Origin of the sequence: Frigoribacterium sp. ACAM 257 (assembly GCF_007954365.1) — a bacterium.
In the GTDB taxonomy this organism is placed as follows: domain Bacteria; phylum Actinomycetota; class Actinomycetes; order Actinomycetales; family Microbacteriaceae; genus Frigoribacterium.
Map to the genome: position 1 here is coordinate 567,712 of NZ_VOLO01000002.1, position 14,285 is coordinate 581,996.

15 protein-coding genes are annotated in these 14,285 nt (G+C 73.2%); 8 read left to right on the plus strand and 7 right to left on the minus strand.

All coding sequences use genetic code 11. From position 1 onward, the window contains the following. Positions 1-71: 71 nt before the first annotated feature. The 6 genes from ES689_RS09075 (at position 72) to ES689_RS09100 (ending at position 7,750) form a co-directional block, all read left to right on the plus strand. Complete coding sequence (locus tag ES689_RS09075; protein ID WP_223269497.1) at positions 72-1,340, plus strand: hypothetical protein; 1,269 nt, start codon at positions 72-74, stop codon at positions 1,338-1,340. A 74-nt stretch (positions 1,341-1,414) separates the two neighbouring features. Continuing rightward, positions 1,415-2,704, plus strand: coding sequence for a sugar ABC transporter substrate-binding protein (locus tag ES689_RS09080; protein ID WP_146903140.1), 1,290 nt, complete (start codon positions 1,415-1,417; stop codon positions 2,702-2,704). Between the two features lie 5 nt (positions 2,705-2,709). Then, positions 2,710-3,684, plus strand: coding sequence for a carbohydrate ABC transporter permease (locus ES689_RS09085; protein WP_146903143.1), 975 nt, complete (start codon positions 2,710-2,712; stop codon positions 3,682-3,684). A 1-nt stretch (position 3,685) separates the two neighbouring features. Continuing rightward, a complete protein-coding gene (locus ES689_RS09090) occupies positions 3,686-4,519 on the plus strand; it encodes a carbohydrate ABC transporter permease (RefSeq protein ID WP_123547795.1) in 834 nt (277 codons plus the stop codon). A gap of 70 nt (positions 4,520-4,589) precedes the next feature. Then, positions 4,590-5,603, plus strand: coding sequence for a glycosidase (locus ES689_RS09095; protein WP_146903647.1), 1,014 nt, complete (start codon positions 4,590-4,592; stop codon positions 5,601-5,603). Positions 5,604-5,659: 56 nt separating this feature from the next. After that, on the plus strand, positions 5,660-7,750 hold the full coding sequence (locus ES689_RS09100) for a hypothetical protein (RefSeq protein WP_146903146.1): 2,091 nt from the start codon (positions 5,660-5,662) through the stop codon (positions 7,748-7,750). Positions 7,751-7,923: 173 nt separating this feature from the next. Here the strand turns inward: ES689_RS09100 and ES689_RS09105 are convergent, their stop codons facing one another. From ES689_RS09105 to ES689_RS09130, 6 genes are all read right to left on the minus strand, one after another. Continuing rightward, positions 7,924-8,601, minus strand: a complete 678-nt coding sequence (locus ES689_RS09105) for an NADPH-dependent F420 reductase (protein WP_146903149.1) — start codon at positions 8,599-8,601, stop codon at positions 7,924-7,926. Positions 8,602-8,722: 121 nt separating this feature from the next. Next, positions 8,723-8,962, minus strand: coding sequence for a hypothetical protein (locus ES689_RS09110; RefSeq protein ID WP_146903152.1), 240 nt, complete (start codon positions 8,960-8,962; stop codon positions 8,723-8,725). A gap of 347 nt (positions 8,963-9,309) precedes the next feature. Further along, positions 9,310-9,750: an OsmC family peroxiredoxin gene (locus ES689_RS09115; RefSeq protein WP_146903156.1), complete on the minus strand. Its 441-nt coding sequence runs from the start codon at positions 9,748-9,750 to the stop codon at positions 9,310-9,312. 80 nt (positions 9,751-9,830) lie between these two features. Then, positions 9,831-10,277: a MarR family winged helix-turn-helix transcriptional regulator gene (locus tag ES689_RS09120; RefSeq protein ID WP_133738305.1), complete on the minus strand. Its 447-nt coding sequence runs from the start codon at positions 10,275-10,277 to the stop codon at positions 9,831-9,833. A 67-nt stretch (positions 10,278-10,344) separates the two neighbouring features. Further along, on the minus strand, positions 10,345-11,019 hold the full coding sequence (locus tag ES689_RS09125; RefSeq protein WP_146903159.1) for a hypothetical protein: 675 nt from the start codon (positions 11,017-11,019) through the stop codon (positions 10,345-10,347). Beyond that, positions 11,016-12,140, minus strand: a complete 1,125-nt coding sequence (locus ES689_RS09130) for a hypothetical protein (protein WP_146903162.1) — start codon at positions 12,138-12,140, stop codon at positions 11,016-11,018. Before ES689_RS09130 ends, ES689_RS09125 begins: the two co-directional genes overlap by 4 nt. Positions 12,141-12,331: 191 nt before the next feature. Between ES689_RS09130 and ES689_RS09135 the strand changes: the two genes are divergently transcribed. Together ES689_RS09135 and ES689_RS09140 are read left to right on the plus strand one after the other, a co-directional pair. Further along, entirely contained in the window at positions 12,332-12,562 is a 231-nt protein-coding gene (locus ES689_RS09135) for a hypothetical protein (protein ID WP_146903165.1), read from the plus strand. 54 nt (positions 12,563-12,616) lie between these two features. Beyond that, the gene (locus tag ES689_RS09140) at positions 12,617-13,192 is read left to right on the plus strand and encodes a GIY-YIG nuclease family protein (protein WP_146903167.1); all 576 of its coding nucleotides are present in this window, start codon (positions 12,617-12,619) and stop codon (positions 13,190-13,192) included. A 69-nt stretch (positions 13,193-13,261) separates the two neighbouring features. On the opposite strand, the gene ES689_RS09145 is transcribed toward ES689_RS09140, so the two are convergent. Further along, positions 13,262-14,263 (minus strand): hypothetical protein, encoded by a 1,002-nt coding sequence (locus ES689_RS09145; RefSeq protein WP_146903170.1) that lies wholly within the window; start codon positions 14,261-14,263, stop codon positions 13,262-13,264. Between the last annotated feature and the right edge of the window lie 22 nt (positions 14,264-14,285).

The following is a 14,285-nucleotide window of genomic DNA, read 5'->3' on the forward strand; positions in this document are numbered from 1 at the left end:
CGTGCTAGCTTCACCTCTACCGAAACGTTTCGGTAGATCGAGACAGCCACCCGACGACGAAGTTGGTGCCCATGGACCCCGCGACGACCACCGCCGCCCGCGACCTCGCCCGAGCCGCCTCCCTGCCCGCGGGCGGCGCCGACCACGCGGCGACCGACGTGACCGGGGCGACCCCCCTCTCAGCGCACCTCGTCCCGCTGACGCGCGACCGCCTCCGGCAGGTGCTCGACGACGCGCTCGCGCACCGGAACGCGCTGACCAGCGCGCTCGCCCAGCTCACCTTCTCGGGCGAGGACGCCTACGGATCCGAACGCCCCGACTGGGCCGTCGGCCCCTTCGCGCCTGACCCCGCGCTGACCTTCACCCTGGACCACCAGTGGGACGATCCCGACGACATCGGCTGGACCAGCTCGTCGCTCTACAACCCGACGATGATCGAGCACGAGGGCGTCCTGCACCTCTTCTACCGCGCCTCGCCGGTCAAGGAGAGCCTCGGCAGCCGCATCGGCCACGCCACCCGCGACCTGACGGTCGGAGGCACCGGCACCGGCACCGACACCGACACCGACGCTGACACTGCCGCCGCCTGGGTCGACGACCCGGCGAACCCGGTCGTCCGGCCGACCCGCGACCTCGAGCTGCTCGGCACGGAGGACCCGAAGGTCTACCGGGCCGAGGGCCGCTTCTGGCTCTTCTACAACGGCATCTGGCCGATCACCGAGGAGGCGCGGGCCGCGTTCCCGAGCACCGGCTACCCCGTCGAGGCGGTCGGCTGCGACATGATGCTCGCCGTCAGCGACGACCTCGTCACCTGGGAGCGCCTCGGCCCGATCGCCGACCCCGAGCAGACGCGGCTGTGGGCGAAGGGCGCGGTGATCCCGCGCGACGAGCACGGAGATGCCGTCCGCATCGGCGGCGAGTACCTGATGTTCGTCAGCGAGGGCTTCGACGGCGTGCTGCACGTCGGCCGGTCGGACGACATGCGCACCTGGCGCTTCGAGCCGACCCCGTACCTCGACCTGTCGAGCGTCGGCGGGCACCTGCACGAGGTCGCCGCGGCGATCGTCACCGGCGACGGACGGCTCGTGCTCGACGTGTTCCACGACGACGCCGAGGGCCGCTTCGCCGCGAGCCAGGCGCTCTACGACGTCGACCGCCCCTTCGAGCAGCTCGCGCTCACGCCCGGCGGCTCCCTCTGCTGGGGCGGGCTCGGCCGGGTCGACGGTCGCTGGACCTTCGCGCAGGGCTGGGACGCGCCTCCTGGTCGCCGCGACCTCTACGTCTACCGCGAGGCGGACGGCGGCGGCGTCGACGACGACCCCGTCGACCGCCCCTCCTGACCCGCACCGCACCCGCACGACACCACGCACCACCTCTGCACCGCAGCGCACCACCCGAACCCAAGGAGAACACCGTGCAACGACGCACCGCACTCATCGGAGCCACCGTCCTGCTCGCCGGCCTCGGCCTGACCGCCTGCTCGGGCGGCGGGGGAGGCGGCGGCGGCGACGCCCTCACCGCGAAGGGCCCCATCACCATCTGGTACTCGAACAACGAGTCCGAGGTCGAGTGGGGCAAGGCCACGGTCGCGTCCTGGAACGCCGACCACCCGGACGAGCAGGTCAAGGGCCAGGAGATCCCCGCCGGCAAGTCGAGCGAAGAGGTCATCGGCGCCGCCATCACGGCCGGCAACGCCCCCTGCCTCGTCTACAACACGGCCCCGAGCGCGGTCGGCCAGTTCCAGAAGCAGGGCGGCCTCGTCGACCTGTCGAGCTTCGACGACGGGCCTGCGTACATCGAGGACCGCAGCGGCGACCTCGCCGAGCAGTACCAGGACGCCGACGGCAAGTACTACCAGATGCCCTGGAAGTCGAACCCGGTGATGATCTTCTACAACAAGGACCTCTTCACCCAGGCCGGCCTCGACGCCGAGAACCCCGAGCTGTCGACCTACGACGACTTCCTGGCCACGAGCAAGACCCTCGTCGACGCGGGCGTCTCCGACTACGCGATCCACCCGGCCCCGACCAGCGAGTTCTTCCAGTCGCAGTTCGACTTCATGCCGCTCTACGCGGCCGAGACCGGCGGCACCGGCCTGATCGAGGACGGCAAGGCCACCTTCGCCGACGGCGCGGGCGAGGACGTCGCGGGCTTCTGGCGCGACCTCTACGACCAGGGCCTGGCCGGCCAGGAGCAGTACACGGGCGACAGCTTCGCCGACGGCGAGGCCGCGATGTCGATCGTCGGGCCGTGGGCGGTCAACGTGTACGAGGACGTCAACTGGGGCGCCGTGCCGGTGCCGACGAAGGACGGCACCGACGCCGACGAGACCTACACGTTCAGCGACGCGAAGAATGTCGGCATGTACACGGCGTGCGAGAACCAGGGCACCGCGTGGGAGTTCCTGAAGTACTCGACCAGCGAGGACTCCGACCGGGCCCTGCTCGAGACCACGGGCCAGATGCCCATCCGCACCGACCTCGCCTCGACCTACTCCGACTACTTCGACGCCAACCCGTCGTACGCGCTGTTCGGCGACCAGGCCGCCCGCACGATCGAGGTGCCGTCCGGCCCGAACACCGTGGCCGAGCTGCAGGCGTTCCGTGACGCGTGGTCGAAGAGCGTGATCTTCGGCGAGGGCGACGTCGGATCGTCGCTCAAGGACGCCGCGTCCGAGATCGACGAGCTCGCGGCCCAGGGCTGAGACCCGTGTCCTCCCTCCGTGCCGGGGCGACCGCCCCGGTCACCGGCAGCCGACCCGAGGAGGCGCCCCCCGCCTCCTCGGGTCGGAAGGCCCGCGGGCGAGGCTCGCTGCTGGGCAAGAACCCGCTCGGCCTGCTCCTCAGCGCGCCGTACCTGATCTTCGTGCTCGCGGTCTTCGCGTACCCGCTGGTCTACGCGGTGTACATCGCGTTCCACGACTACTTCTTCACCGCGCCGGGCGCGGTCGTCGACCGGCCGTTCGTCGGGCTGGCGAACTTCGTCACGGCGTTCACGGACCCGGCCGTCCTGCGGTCGTTCGGCAACGTCGGGATCTTCCTGGTCATCAACGTGCCGCTCACCGTCGTGCTGAGCATGGTGCTGGCGTCGGCGCTCGACAAGGTGTCGCACTTCAAGGGCTTCCTCCGCGTCGCCTTCTACGTGCCGTACCTCGCGGCCAGCGTCGCCGTCGTGGCCGTCTGGCTGTTCCTGTTCACCGGGAGCGGCCTGGTCAACCAGGTGCTGGGGCCGCTGGCGCCGTCGCCGTCGTGGTTGATCAACTCGGCCTGGGCGATGCCCTCGATCGCGCTGTTCGTCACGTGGAAGCAGCTCGGGTTCTACATCCTGCTGTACCTCGCGGCGCTGCAGAACGTGCCGAAGGAGCTCTACGAGGCGGCGTCGAGCGACGGCGCAGGCCCGATCCGGTCGTTCTTCACCGTGACCGTGCCCGGGGTGCGCCCCGCGACCGTGCTGGTGCTGCTCGTGTCGACGGTGACCGGGGCGAACCTGTTCACCGAGCCGTACCTGCTCACCGGCGGAGGCGGCCCGAACGGCGCCTCCACGTCGCCCGTCCTGCTGATGTACCAGAAGGGCATCGAGCAGGGGAACCCCGACCAGGCGGCCGCCATCGGCGTCGTGCTCGTCGTGCTCGTGCTGATCATCGCGCTGCTGCAGAACCGGTTCGCCGGCGGCAAGGAGGACTGAGATGTCCAGGACCCAGACCACGCTGCGAGGCGTCGTGCTCGCGCTCGGGGCGCTCGCGTTCCTCTTCCCGTTCTACTACATGGTGATCGGCTCGCTGCAGGCGCGGCCCGACCCGACCGTCGCGGGCGCGTTCCCGCACCCCTCGAACCTCACCCTCGAGAACTACGCCGCGATCGACAGCCGCATCGGGCTGCTCACGGGGCTCGTCAACTCGGGCATCTTCACCGCGGGGGTGCTGATCTGCACGGTCGTCTTCGGGGTGCTCGTCGGCTACGCGCTCGCCGTGCTGCAGTGGCGGGGACGCGGCGTGACCTTCGCGCTCGCGCTGCTCGTGCAGGTGGTGCCGTTCCAGCTGCTGGTCATCCCGCTGTACGTCCTCATCGCGCGGAACTACGGGCTGAGCGACAACTACCTCGGCATGATCCTGCCGTTCGCCATCAACTCGACGGCGGTGATCATCTTCAGGCAGTACTTCCTGCAGCTGCCCCGCGAGCTGTTCGAGGCGGCACGGATCGACGGGACCGGCGAGTTCCGGCTGCTGTGGAACATCGCCCTGCCGCTCGTCCGCCCCGCGCTCGTCACCGCCCTGCTGCTGACGTTCATCGGGCCGTGGAACGAGTTCCTCTGGCCGTTCCTGATCACCAAGGAGGCGTCGATGCAGCCGCTCGCCGTCTCGCTGGCGAACTACATCTCGAACGTCGCCGCCACCGCCGCCAACCCCTTCGGCGCGACCCTGGCCGGAGCCGTCGTGCTCGCCGCCCCGGTCGTGCTGCTGTTCATCGTGTTCCAGCGCTACTTCATCTCGACCGACGTCGGCTCGAGCGTGAAGGGCTGACAGGAGATCCCCCGTGACCGACACCGCACCTCCTCCGTTCCCCTACCGCCTGACGCGCCTCGGCGTCGTCATGGCGCCCGACCCCGACGAGCCGCTCGAGGCCGAGGGCGTGCTCAACCCCGGCTCGGGCCGCGGGCCCGACGGCGAGCTGTACCTGCTGCCGCGGCTCGTCGCCGCCGGCAACGTCTCGCGCGTCGGCCTCGCCCGCGTGCTCGTCGACGACGGCGTGCCCGTCGGCGTCGAGCGCCAGGGCGTCGTCCTCGCCCCCGACCGCGGCTGGGAGCGCGGCGCCACGCACTCGGGCGTCGAGGACCCGCGCGTCACCTGGGTCGACGAGCTCGGCCTGCACGTGATGACCTACGTCGCGTACGGTCCGCTCGGGCCCCGCACCGCCGTCGCCGTCAGCGACGACCTGCGCGAGTGGCGCCGCCTCGGGCCCGTGACGTTCGACTACGTCGACGAGCTCGACACCGACCTCGGGCTGTTCCACAACAAGGACACGACGTTCTTCCCGTCGCCCGTCACCGCGCCCGACGGCGTCCGCAGCTTCGCCGTGCTGCACCGGCCGATGTGGCACATCGGCGCCACCGTGCCGGGCGAGGGCAGCCCGCTGCCCGCCGGCGTCACCGACGGGCGGCACTCGATCTGGATCAGCTACGTGCCCGTCGACGCGGTCGCGGCCGACGAGCGTGCGCTGGCCCGCTGGGGGCAGCACGCACCCGTGGCCGGCCCCGAGTTCCCCTTCGAGGAGCTCAAGATCGGCGGCGGCCCGCCCCCGCGTCGCGTGCCCGAGGGGTGGCTGCTGCTGCACCACGGCGTGACGGGCGTCATCGACGACGTGTTCGCGCAGCAGCAGAACGTCAACTACGCCGCGGGCGGCATGATCCTCGACGCGGACGACCCCTCCCGCGTCGTGACCCGCTCGGCCGTGCCCCTGCTCGAGGCCGAGACCGCCGACGAGCGCGACGGCATCGTGCCGAACGTGGTGTTCCCCACCGCGATCGAGGAGGTGGACGGGGTCCCGTTCGTCTTCTACGGCATGGCCGACTCGAAGATCGGCGTCGCCCGGCTCGACCGCGCCTGACGCCCCCGCACCATCCCGCACCATCCCGAACACCCGACAGAAGGAGGCGGTCGACGATGACCGCACGCACCTCACGATGGACCGGGCTCGCCCTGGCCGCCACCACCGCGATCGCGCTGGGGGTGACGGGGGCGCTGCCGGCGTCCGCCGCGCCTCCTGCGGCACCGGCTGCGCCTGTTGCGCCGGCTGCGCCGAGCGCTGCCGCGCCGACGGCTGCCGCCACGCCGGCGCCGCTGACGAACCTCGCACACCTCGACTTCTTGCTCGACCAGACGACGCCCGCTGCCGAGGAGGGGCACACGTCGTACCGCCTCGACAGCGAGCCGACGCTGACCCTGCCCTGGACCTACGCCGACGCCCGTGACGGCGGCGCGTTCGCCCGGGTGGGCGGCGGGCCGCTCGACCCTGCGACCGGGTACTGGGGGCAGGGCGCGTACAACTCCGACGACGTGTCTCGCGCCGCGGTCGTGTACCTCCGCGACTGGCAGCAGACCGGCGCGGAGGCGAGCCGCGACAAGGCCTACGAGCTGCTGCGCGCGACGGCGTACTTCCAGACCACGACCGGCCCGGCCTCGGGCAACGTCGTGCTCTGGATGCAGCCGGACGGCACGTTCAACCGGAGCCCCGTGCCGGTCGAGCTGCCCGACCCCTCCGACAGCGGCAACAGCTACTGGCTCGCCCGCAGCATCTGGGCGTTCGGCGAGGGCTTCGCGGCGTTCCGCGACGAGGACCCGGAGTTCGCCGCGTTCCTGCAGCAGCGCCTCCAGCTCGGTGTGACCGCGCTGCAGCGCGACACGCTGTCGCGGTACGGACAGTACGACGTCGCCGACGGCACGAAGGTGCCCGCGTGGCTGATCGTCGACGGTGCGGACGCCACGGCCGAGGCCGTGCTCGGCCTCAGCTCGTACGTCGCCGCCGCCCCCGACGACGCGACCGTGCGCACCGCGACGACGCAGCTCGCGGAGGGCGTGGCGCGCATGGCGTCGGGCGACCCGCAGACCTGGCCGTACGGCGCCGTGCTGCCGTGGACGAACTCGCGCTCGATGTGGCACTCGTGGGCGTCGCAGATGCCCGCGGCCCTGGCGCGCGCCTCGACCGTGCTGGGGCGCAGCGACCTGCTGGCTCCCGCGGTCGTCGACACCGCCTCCTTCACGACGACCCTGCTGACTGCCAGCGGCCCGGACAACGCCTGGTACCCGACGCCCGTCGACCAGACGCAGATCGCCTACGGCGCGGACTCGCGCCTGCAGTCGGCGCTCGCCGTGGCCGACGCCTCGGGCGGCGCGGGCTTCCGCCAGGTGGCCGCCGTCGCGGCCAGCTGGTACTTCGGCACGAACCGCTCGGGGAAGCCGGTCTACGACAGGGCGACCGGCGTGACGAACGACGGCGTGCAGGCCGACGGCTCGGTCAACCGCAACAGCGGCGCCGAGAGCACGATCCACGGCCTGCTCTCGATGATCGCGCTGGACGGCGCCCCCGACGTGTCGGCGCTGGCCCAGGCGTCGACCACGGTCGCCTCGCGGGACGGGCTGACGACGATCGAGGCCGAGGGCGCGTCGCCCACGACGGGCACCGTCGTCACCCCCGACTCGGCGTGGACGGGCGAGTCGCAGTACAGCGGCGGCGCCGCGCTGACGCTGCAGCCGGGTCAGAGCGCCACGATCACGGTCCCCGCGGGGTCGGGGCTGCGTCACGTCGAGCCGGTGTTGCTCGGCGCCGAGGGAGTCGTGTCGACGTCCGTCTGGAGGGCCGGACGGGTGCCGCTCGGCACGCTGACGACGCGGGTCGGCGCGCAGGGCGTGACCGCCGCCTCCGGGGCGCTGCTGCCGCAGACGCTGCCGGTCCCCGTCGGGCCGGGGGCCACCTCCGTGACGGTGACGGCCCGCGGGTCGCAGCCGGTGACGGTGGACGCGCTGATCGTGCGGCCCCTCGTGCAGCGGCTCGCGCTGACCGGGGCCGGCGGCCGGGCGACGGAGCTCGTCTCGTCGACGTCGAAGCTGCCGCTGCCGGCCACGGTCGGCGCGCGCGGCGTGCGGTCGACCGTCGCGAGCTACGACTCGCGCGGGGCGCTCGTGTCGCAGCGGACGGTCTCGGGTCAGTCGGTCGCGCTGGTGCGCGGCGGCGGGTTCGTCGTCGTGACGCGCTAGGGGTCACGCGGGGCCAGGTCTCGGCCCTGCGCTCGTCCTGGACGCACGAAGAACCCCGTTCCGTTCGAAGAACCGCGAAGCAATGCGGTTCTCTGAACGGAACGGGGTTCTCTGGCGCGATGAGCGCTCGCAGGAGGCGCGGGTCGCGTCCCCGAGGGGAGAAGCGGCGGCGGCTACGCCTCGCTGGGGTGCGGCGCCGGCTCGTTCGTCGCCGTCGCGCGGGTGGCCTTGGCCAGGTTCTCGACGAGCTCCGAGCGGGTCTGCGACACGACGTAGGCGGGCTGGTCGCGCTCGACGCGCCAGCTCTCGCTGAGCGGGCCGACGTTGACCGTGTCGAAGCCGACCTCGTCGTAGAGGCGCTGCACGAGCTCGGCGGCCTCCTCGAAGTCGCTCGACGTCGCGAGGGCGCGACGGCCCTCGGTGCCGGCGGGCTTGCCGTCGGTGGTGATGTCCTTGGCCATGATGTGGTTGAAGCCCTTGGCGACCTTGCTCTCGGGCAGGTGGCGCTGCAGCATGCCCGACACCGTGTCGAGTCCGTTGTCGAGGGCGGGGATCTGGCCGTCGCGCTCGAAGTAGTAGTTGTTGGTGTCGATGACGACCTTGCCCGCGAGCGGTGCGACGGGCACCTGCTCGTAGTTCTTCAGCGGGACCGTGACGACCACGACCTCGCCTGCCTCCGCCGCCTCCTCGGACGTCGCGGCACGCGCCTTGTCGCCCAGGTCGGCGACGAGGTCGGTCAGGGTCTCGGGACCGCGCGAGTTGCTGATCACGACGTCGTGGCCGTGCTCGATGAGTGCCCGGGCGACCTGGCTGCCGATGTTGCCTGCTCCGATGATTCCGTACGTAGTCATGCCACGAGCCAACGCCCGCGGGGTGGTCGGGTGTTCCCGCTCCCAGGCAGCTCGGAGGCAGCGCCCAGTCGCCGGGAGCGTGGTGGGGCGGCTGCGCTGAGCCGCGCTGAGCCGCGCTGAGCTAGCGGCGACCGAGCCGCGCGGCGAGCCGGGCCCATGCCCCGCGTCTCCGCACCGGGCACGCGCGCCGCTCTCGTGGCTCCTGCCGCGGCACGAAGGTCGACGACGAGCAGGCCGTGCAGGTGAGCACCCACGGGTGCACGCTCAGCCCGGAGCCGTAGTACGGGTTGTCGACGAGCCTGGCCGGACCGTGGCAGTCGGGACAGGTGGGGGTCGCCGTGGGGCGCGTCTCGTCGTTCATGGTCGGGCCTTCCGTGGAGGGTTCGCCCGGTCGTCCGTGCCCGAGCGCTGCTTCGTCGTCTCGGGTTCGGAGTGCCGCCTCCTCGTGACTGGCCCCGGCCTGGCCCCAGATCGGGGCCCGGCCGCTGCCGTCCCGGGGGAGGAAGACTCCTGTCAGGTCTGATCCGTCTCGTGACGGATCAGGTACGTGACGGATCAGGTACGTGACGGGTCAGGTACGTGACGGGTCAGGTACGTGACGGATCGGCGCACGACGAGGCCCGCCCCGCCGACCGCTCCACGGTGATCCGTGGGCGGTCGCGCGGAGCGGGCCTCGTCGCTGGTGCCGGCGGTGCGGGCAGGTGCTGCCTAGCTCTCGAACGTCGCGTCGAGCGTGATCTCGACGCCGGTCAGCGCCTTGCTCACGGGGCAGGTCTCCTTGGCGTCCTGCGCGGCCGCCTGGAACTGGGCCTCGTCGATGCCGGAGACCTCGCCGCGGACGGTGAGGGCGATGCCGGTGAGCTTGAAGCCGCCGGCCGAGTCCGGGCCGAGCGAGACGTCGGCCTTGACGTCGAGCGACTCGACGGTGCCGCCGGCCTGGCCGAGCACGGCGCTGAACTGCATGGCGTAGCAGGCGGAGTGGGCGGCCGCGAGGAGCTCCTCGGGGCTGGTCGAGCCGGCGGCGTCGTCGGCGGCGCGCTTCGGGAACGAGACGTCGTAGGTGCCGAGCTTCGAGCTCGAGAGCTCGACCTGGCCCTCGCCGGTCTCGAGGCTGCCGTTCCATGCGGTGCGGGAGGTGCGAGTGGGCATCGTGTTCCTTCTTTCGTGTGGGGAGGGGGAGTCGGGGGAGTCGTGGGGCGGCGGGTCGCCGGCGCGAGGCGGCGGCAGGCCTAGGAGGCGGCGCGGACGCTGTCGCCCAGCTCGCCGACCTGGGCCGTGAGGGCCGCGATCGCCGCGGGGTCGAGCCCGGTCGCGGCGCAGATGCTCGCCGGGATGCCGGCCGCCGAGGCCCGGAGCGCCTCGCCGTCGGCGGTGAGCTCGACGCGCACGCTGCGCTCGTCGTCGGGCACCCGGGTGCGGGTCACGAGGCCCTGGCCCTCGAGGCGGCGCAGCAGCGGGGAGAGCGTGCCCGAGTCGAGGTGGAGGCGCTCGCCGAGCCCGGAGACGCCGGTCGGCCCCTGCTCCCACAGCACCAGCATCACGAGGTACTGCGGGTACGTGATGCCGAGCGGCTCGAGCAGTTCGCGGTACCGGGTGGTCAGCGCCCGCGACGCGGCGTAGAGCGCGAAGCAGATCTGCTCGTCGAGCAGGGGGGTGGTCGGGGCGGCCGCGGTCATGGTCCCGACACTAGCACGTTGTGCGCAACTCAGTTGTGCGCAATTGATGGAGTGCGCTCCTTCGGCGTCAGGGGCGTGGGGGCGCTGCCGGGGCGACCGGCGCCTCCTTCGCTGCGGGGTGCCCCTCGGCGAGGTCGACCGCGACGGCGGCGCGACCGAGGCACTCGAGGCTCGCGGCCGTGGTGAGCGGCAGGCTGAGGAGCGAGAGCAGGGCGCCGGCGAAGCCGAATCCGGGGAACCCCTCCACGACGGCGATGAGGACCACGCCGACGATGCCGACCGTGAACGCGGCGGCGCCGCCGAGGCCGATCGTGAGCGTGCCCACGAGGCCCAGCCGCTGCTTCCGGGCAGAGGCGAGGAGGCGCGGCGCCAGCGTCGCGGACAGCTCCGGCGCGCCCTCGCTCGTGTAGTCGACGACGAGCCGGTCGTCCCGCCACGACACCGGTGCCAGTGCTCGGCGCTCGCGGCGCAGCCAGACGCCGACGGCCACGGGGACGACCAGGGCGACGGCCATCGAGGCGAAGGCGAGCACCGCGACCGCCCTGACGGCGCTGGACCACTCGAGGTCGTCGAAGCCGGAGAACAGCCGATCGGTGCCGAGGGCGGCCGCCGAGCCGACCACGACCGCAGCCGCCGCGAGGACGACTCGGCGACGCGGCGTGACGAGCTGCGCGGACCCGATCCGCCACTCGTGCCAGCCGCGGCGGCGCAGTTCGCGCCGAGCGGGCGCAGGGTCGGTCACGAGTCGCCGCCGGCGGCGGGGCTCGACGCAGTCGTCGTCCGGTCCGCAGCGGGCGCGAGCAGGTGCGACCGGGCCTCGGCCCAGCGGCGCACGCGGCGGATCCGCACGATGAAGAGGGGGACGAACGCGACCATGGCGACCGCCATGCAGACGACCAGGACGCGTGCGAACGTGGCGAACCCTCCGTCCCCGCCGAGGGCCTGGGCGAGCTGCTGGCAGACGAGGCCCGCGAAGAGCAGCTCCGTCTGGGCCAGCTGCACCGGCAGGGTGACGGCGGTGACCGACGCCCAGCGGGCGGAGAGGCGCTCGTCGTCCGGGCTCAGGTCGACCTCGCGTCGGGACAGCACCGCACGCCCGATCCGGCGCGCCCTGTCCTGGTCGCGACCGAGCAGGGCGACGAGCTGTCGCTGCAGCCGGAGGAGCACGACGACGCACGCGACCGAGGCGGCGATGAAGGCCAGGCCGCCCGCCACGACGAGGAAGCCCGTGTCGTCGTCGGTGGGCACGAACGACAGAGCCACGGCGACGGGGACGAAGGTCAGGGCGAAGGTCAGGGCGACCGATCGGACCGCCCGTCGGATCTCTGCGGGCGTGACGGCGGCCCACTCGACCGGCGCGCCGAGCTCGTCGACGCGCCTGCGTGCCCGTTCGCCGAGAGCGGGCCCCGCCACGAGGGCGCCGACCGTGAGCAGCGCTCCGACGGCGATGAAGGAGGCGGCGAGCCAGACCGGCGACCCCGCCCACGCTGCGGACGCGACGACCAGGGCGGCGCCCGCGGCCTGTCCGCCGAGGAGCGACCAGAGGAACCGGCGGTGCCGCCGCCGCCCGTCGTCGGTCGGCGACTCGTCCCAGGCGGCGAGGACGGCCCCCAGCACGAGCGGCGGCACGGCGAGGAGGAGGACGCCGAAGCAGCCGACGAGCAGGGAGCCGATGCCGTCGTCCCCGAGGATCACCAGCAGGACCGTGCCGCCCATCTGGACGCCCGTCACGACGAGGACGGCGAGCACGAACACCACGACGCCGACGGGGTCGCGGCGTCGGGCCCGGTCGGGCGCAGGGATCGGCGTGCGCGCGGGCGGGGAGGTCGGCGCGTGTGCGGGCGGGTGGTCGTCGTCGGTCACGCTCCCAGTCTGGACGGCCCGCGTTCGGGGGGCACGGGCGTCGACGGGTGGGAGCGGGTGAGCCGCGGGCGGGGCCGCGAGCCGCGCCGCGCAGCGCCGTGCCGCGTCACATCGCCTTTCGAGCGTCGCGTGCCGCCGTGACGAGACGTGATGCTCGGAACACGATGCGACGGCGGCGTAGCCTCGTCCGCATGAGCAGCGACGCGACCGCGCACGACGACACCGCCGGGCACGACGACACCACCGGCATGACCGCCGACGAGAAGCGGCACGACCAGCTGACCCGGGCGCCGAAATCGGACGAGACGGACGCCGCGCCTCGCATCACCGCCGAGGACCGATCCCACGGCGTCACCAGGATCGACGTCGCCGACACCGCGAAGGTCCGTCCCGGCGGGGGAGAGGCGCACACGCGCGACTGACCCGTCTCGGCGACGGCCGGCCCCGATGTCGGCGGCGGGACCTACGGTGACGACGTGACCGGGTCCTCGAGCGCAGACCGCGCCTCCTTCGCGTGCTGTGTCCCCGGGTGCCCCCGACCGGTCGAGGCCGACGGGCCCGCCCCGCTCTGCGCCCGGCACCTCGACGCCGCCGCCGACTGGTCCGAGCGCGAGCACGGCCTCACCGACCTGCTGCCCTCGCCGTGCGTCGCGTGCGGTTCTCGCCTCGGCGTGCACTGGCCGTCGGGCTGGCTCTGCGCCGTCTGCGAGTGGCGGCACGGCGACTCGCCGGACGGCGAGCTCGCACCTCCCCGGGTCGACGTCGTCTACTACCTCCGCTTCGACGACCGGGTCAAGATCGGCACCTCGTCCGACCCTCGTCGGCGGCTCGCCCGCATCTGGCACGACGACCTGCTCGCCTTCGAGCGCGGCGACCGGCTCGTCGAGCACCGCCGCCACGTGCAGTTCGCCGAGCACCGCTTCGCCCGCACGGAGTGGTTCGCGGCCGCGCCCGAGCTGCTCGCGCACGCGGCGGCGCTCCGGGCGGGCTCGGACGACCCGTGGAGCACCTGGGCGCGCTGGCGCAGCGAGGCCCTGGCCCTGCGAGGCTGACGCACTCGGCACTCGGCACTCGGCACTCGGCGCTCGGCGCCCATCGCAGGGACCAGGTTCGTGCTCGGATCAGCGCAGCCAAGCGTCGACGTAGAGGTCGCCGCGCACCTCGCGGAACACGTCGAGCAGCTGCGGCACGGTGCGCCGCGTCAGCCCGGAGACGACGAGGTCGTGCGGGCCGAGGGCCTCGAGGCCGCCGGTGCGGATGCGGACGACCTCCCACCCGGCGGAGCGGAGCGCGCGGTCCTTGCGGCGGTCCGCCTCCTCGCGGTGGCCGACGTGCTCGAGTCCGTGCCGCCCCGTGGAGTCGTACTCGACCGCGACACGGAGCTCGGGCAGCAGCACGTCGGGCCACGCCTCGAGGTGCTCGAAGAACGGGCGTGCGAGGCGGACCGCGTTCACGCCCGCGGTGAACGTGATCACGGCGGCGAGGTCGGCCCGCAGCTGCTCCTCGACCGCGGACGCAGGAGGCGGTGCGCACGCACTCGAGAACGCCTCGCCGACGGGCAGGTCGGGGGTGCGGTCGCAGAGCTGGTCGCGTCTCGCCGGGAGGCGGGAGGAGCGGGGTGCACGGGCGGTGCGGGTCGCCGACGGCGTGGCGGGGGACGGCGCTCCCACTCGTCGCAGCAGGGCGGCCCGTTCACCGCCGTCGACGACGGGCACCGGTCGACGAGCGTCGCCCGCGACCTCGGAGCCGGACGCTCGGTCGCCGGGCTCGCGGGCACGCTTGGGAGCCGGGTCCATGGGCACGGCCGGCAGGCGTCGCGGCGAGGCGAGGTCGGCGCAGGTCGGGCACCACGACGAGCGGCGTCGCTCGCGCCCCGGCCGGTGCCGTTGCTCGTCGGGGGTGGCGACGAACTGGTGGCCGGCGTCGCAGAGCCAGGTCAGCCACACGTCCGCCGCGGGAGGCACCTGACTGAGCAGCAGCCCTCGGTTGTGCTCCGGCCGGTACTGCCGCACGAGCACGGGGTAGCGCGTCCACGCGTCGCGGTACTCGCCGGGCGCGTACGGCACCTCGGCGCCACGGGACCGCTGACGGCGGGCCCACCAGCTCTCGATCGGTTCGGGCACGCCGCGACGCTACGACCCGCCA

Bases quoted from the DNA above. Each gene is read 5' to 3' on its own strand.
- ES689_RS09075 (WP_223269497.1), top strand. From the start codon at position 72: ATGGACCCCGCGACGACCACCGCCGCCCGCGACCTCGCCCGAGCCGCC.
- ES689_RS09090 (WP_123547795.1), top strand. From the start codon at position 3,686: ATGTCCAGGACCCAGACCACGCTGCGAGGCGTCGTGCTCGCGCTCGGG.
- ES689_RS09095 (WP_146903647.1), top strand. From the start codon at position 4,590: ATGGCGCCCGACCCCGACGAGCCGCTCGAGGCCGAGGGCGTGCTCAAC.
- ES689_RS09100 (WP_146903146.1), top strand. From the start codon at position 5,660: ATGACCGCACGCACCTCACGATGGACCGGGCTCGCCCTGGCCGCCACC.
- ES689_RS09105 (WP_146903149.1), bottom strand. From the start codon at position 8,601: ATGACTACGTACGGAATCATCGGAGCAGGCAACATCGGCAGCCAGGTC.
- ES689_RS09110 (WP_146903152.1), bottom strand. From the start codon at position 8,962: ATGAACGACGAGACGCGCCCCACGGCGACCCCCACCTGTCCCGACTGC.
- ES689_RS09115 (WP_146903156.1), bottom strand. From the start codon at position 9,750: ATGCCCACTCGCACCTCCCGCACCGCATGGAACGGCAGCCTCGAGACC.
- ES689_RS09120 (WP_133738305.1), bottom strand. From the start codon at position 10,277: ATGACCGCGGCCGCCCCGACCACCCCCCTGCTCGACGAGCAGATCTGC.
- ES689_RS09135 (WP_146903165.1), top strand. From the start codon at position 12,332: ATGAGCAGCGACGCGACCGCGCACGACGACACCGCCGGGCACGACGAC.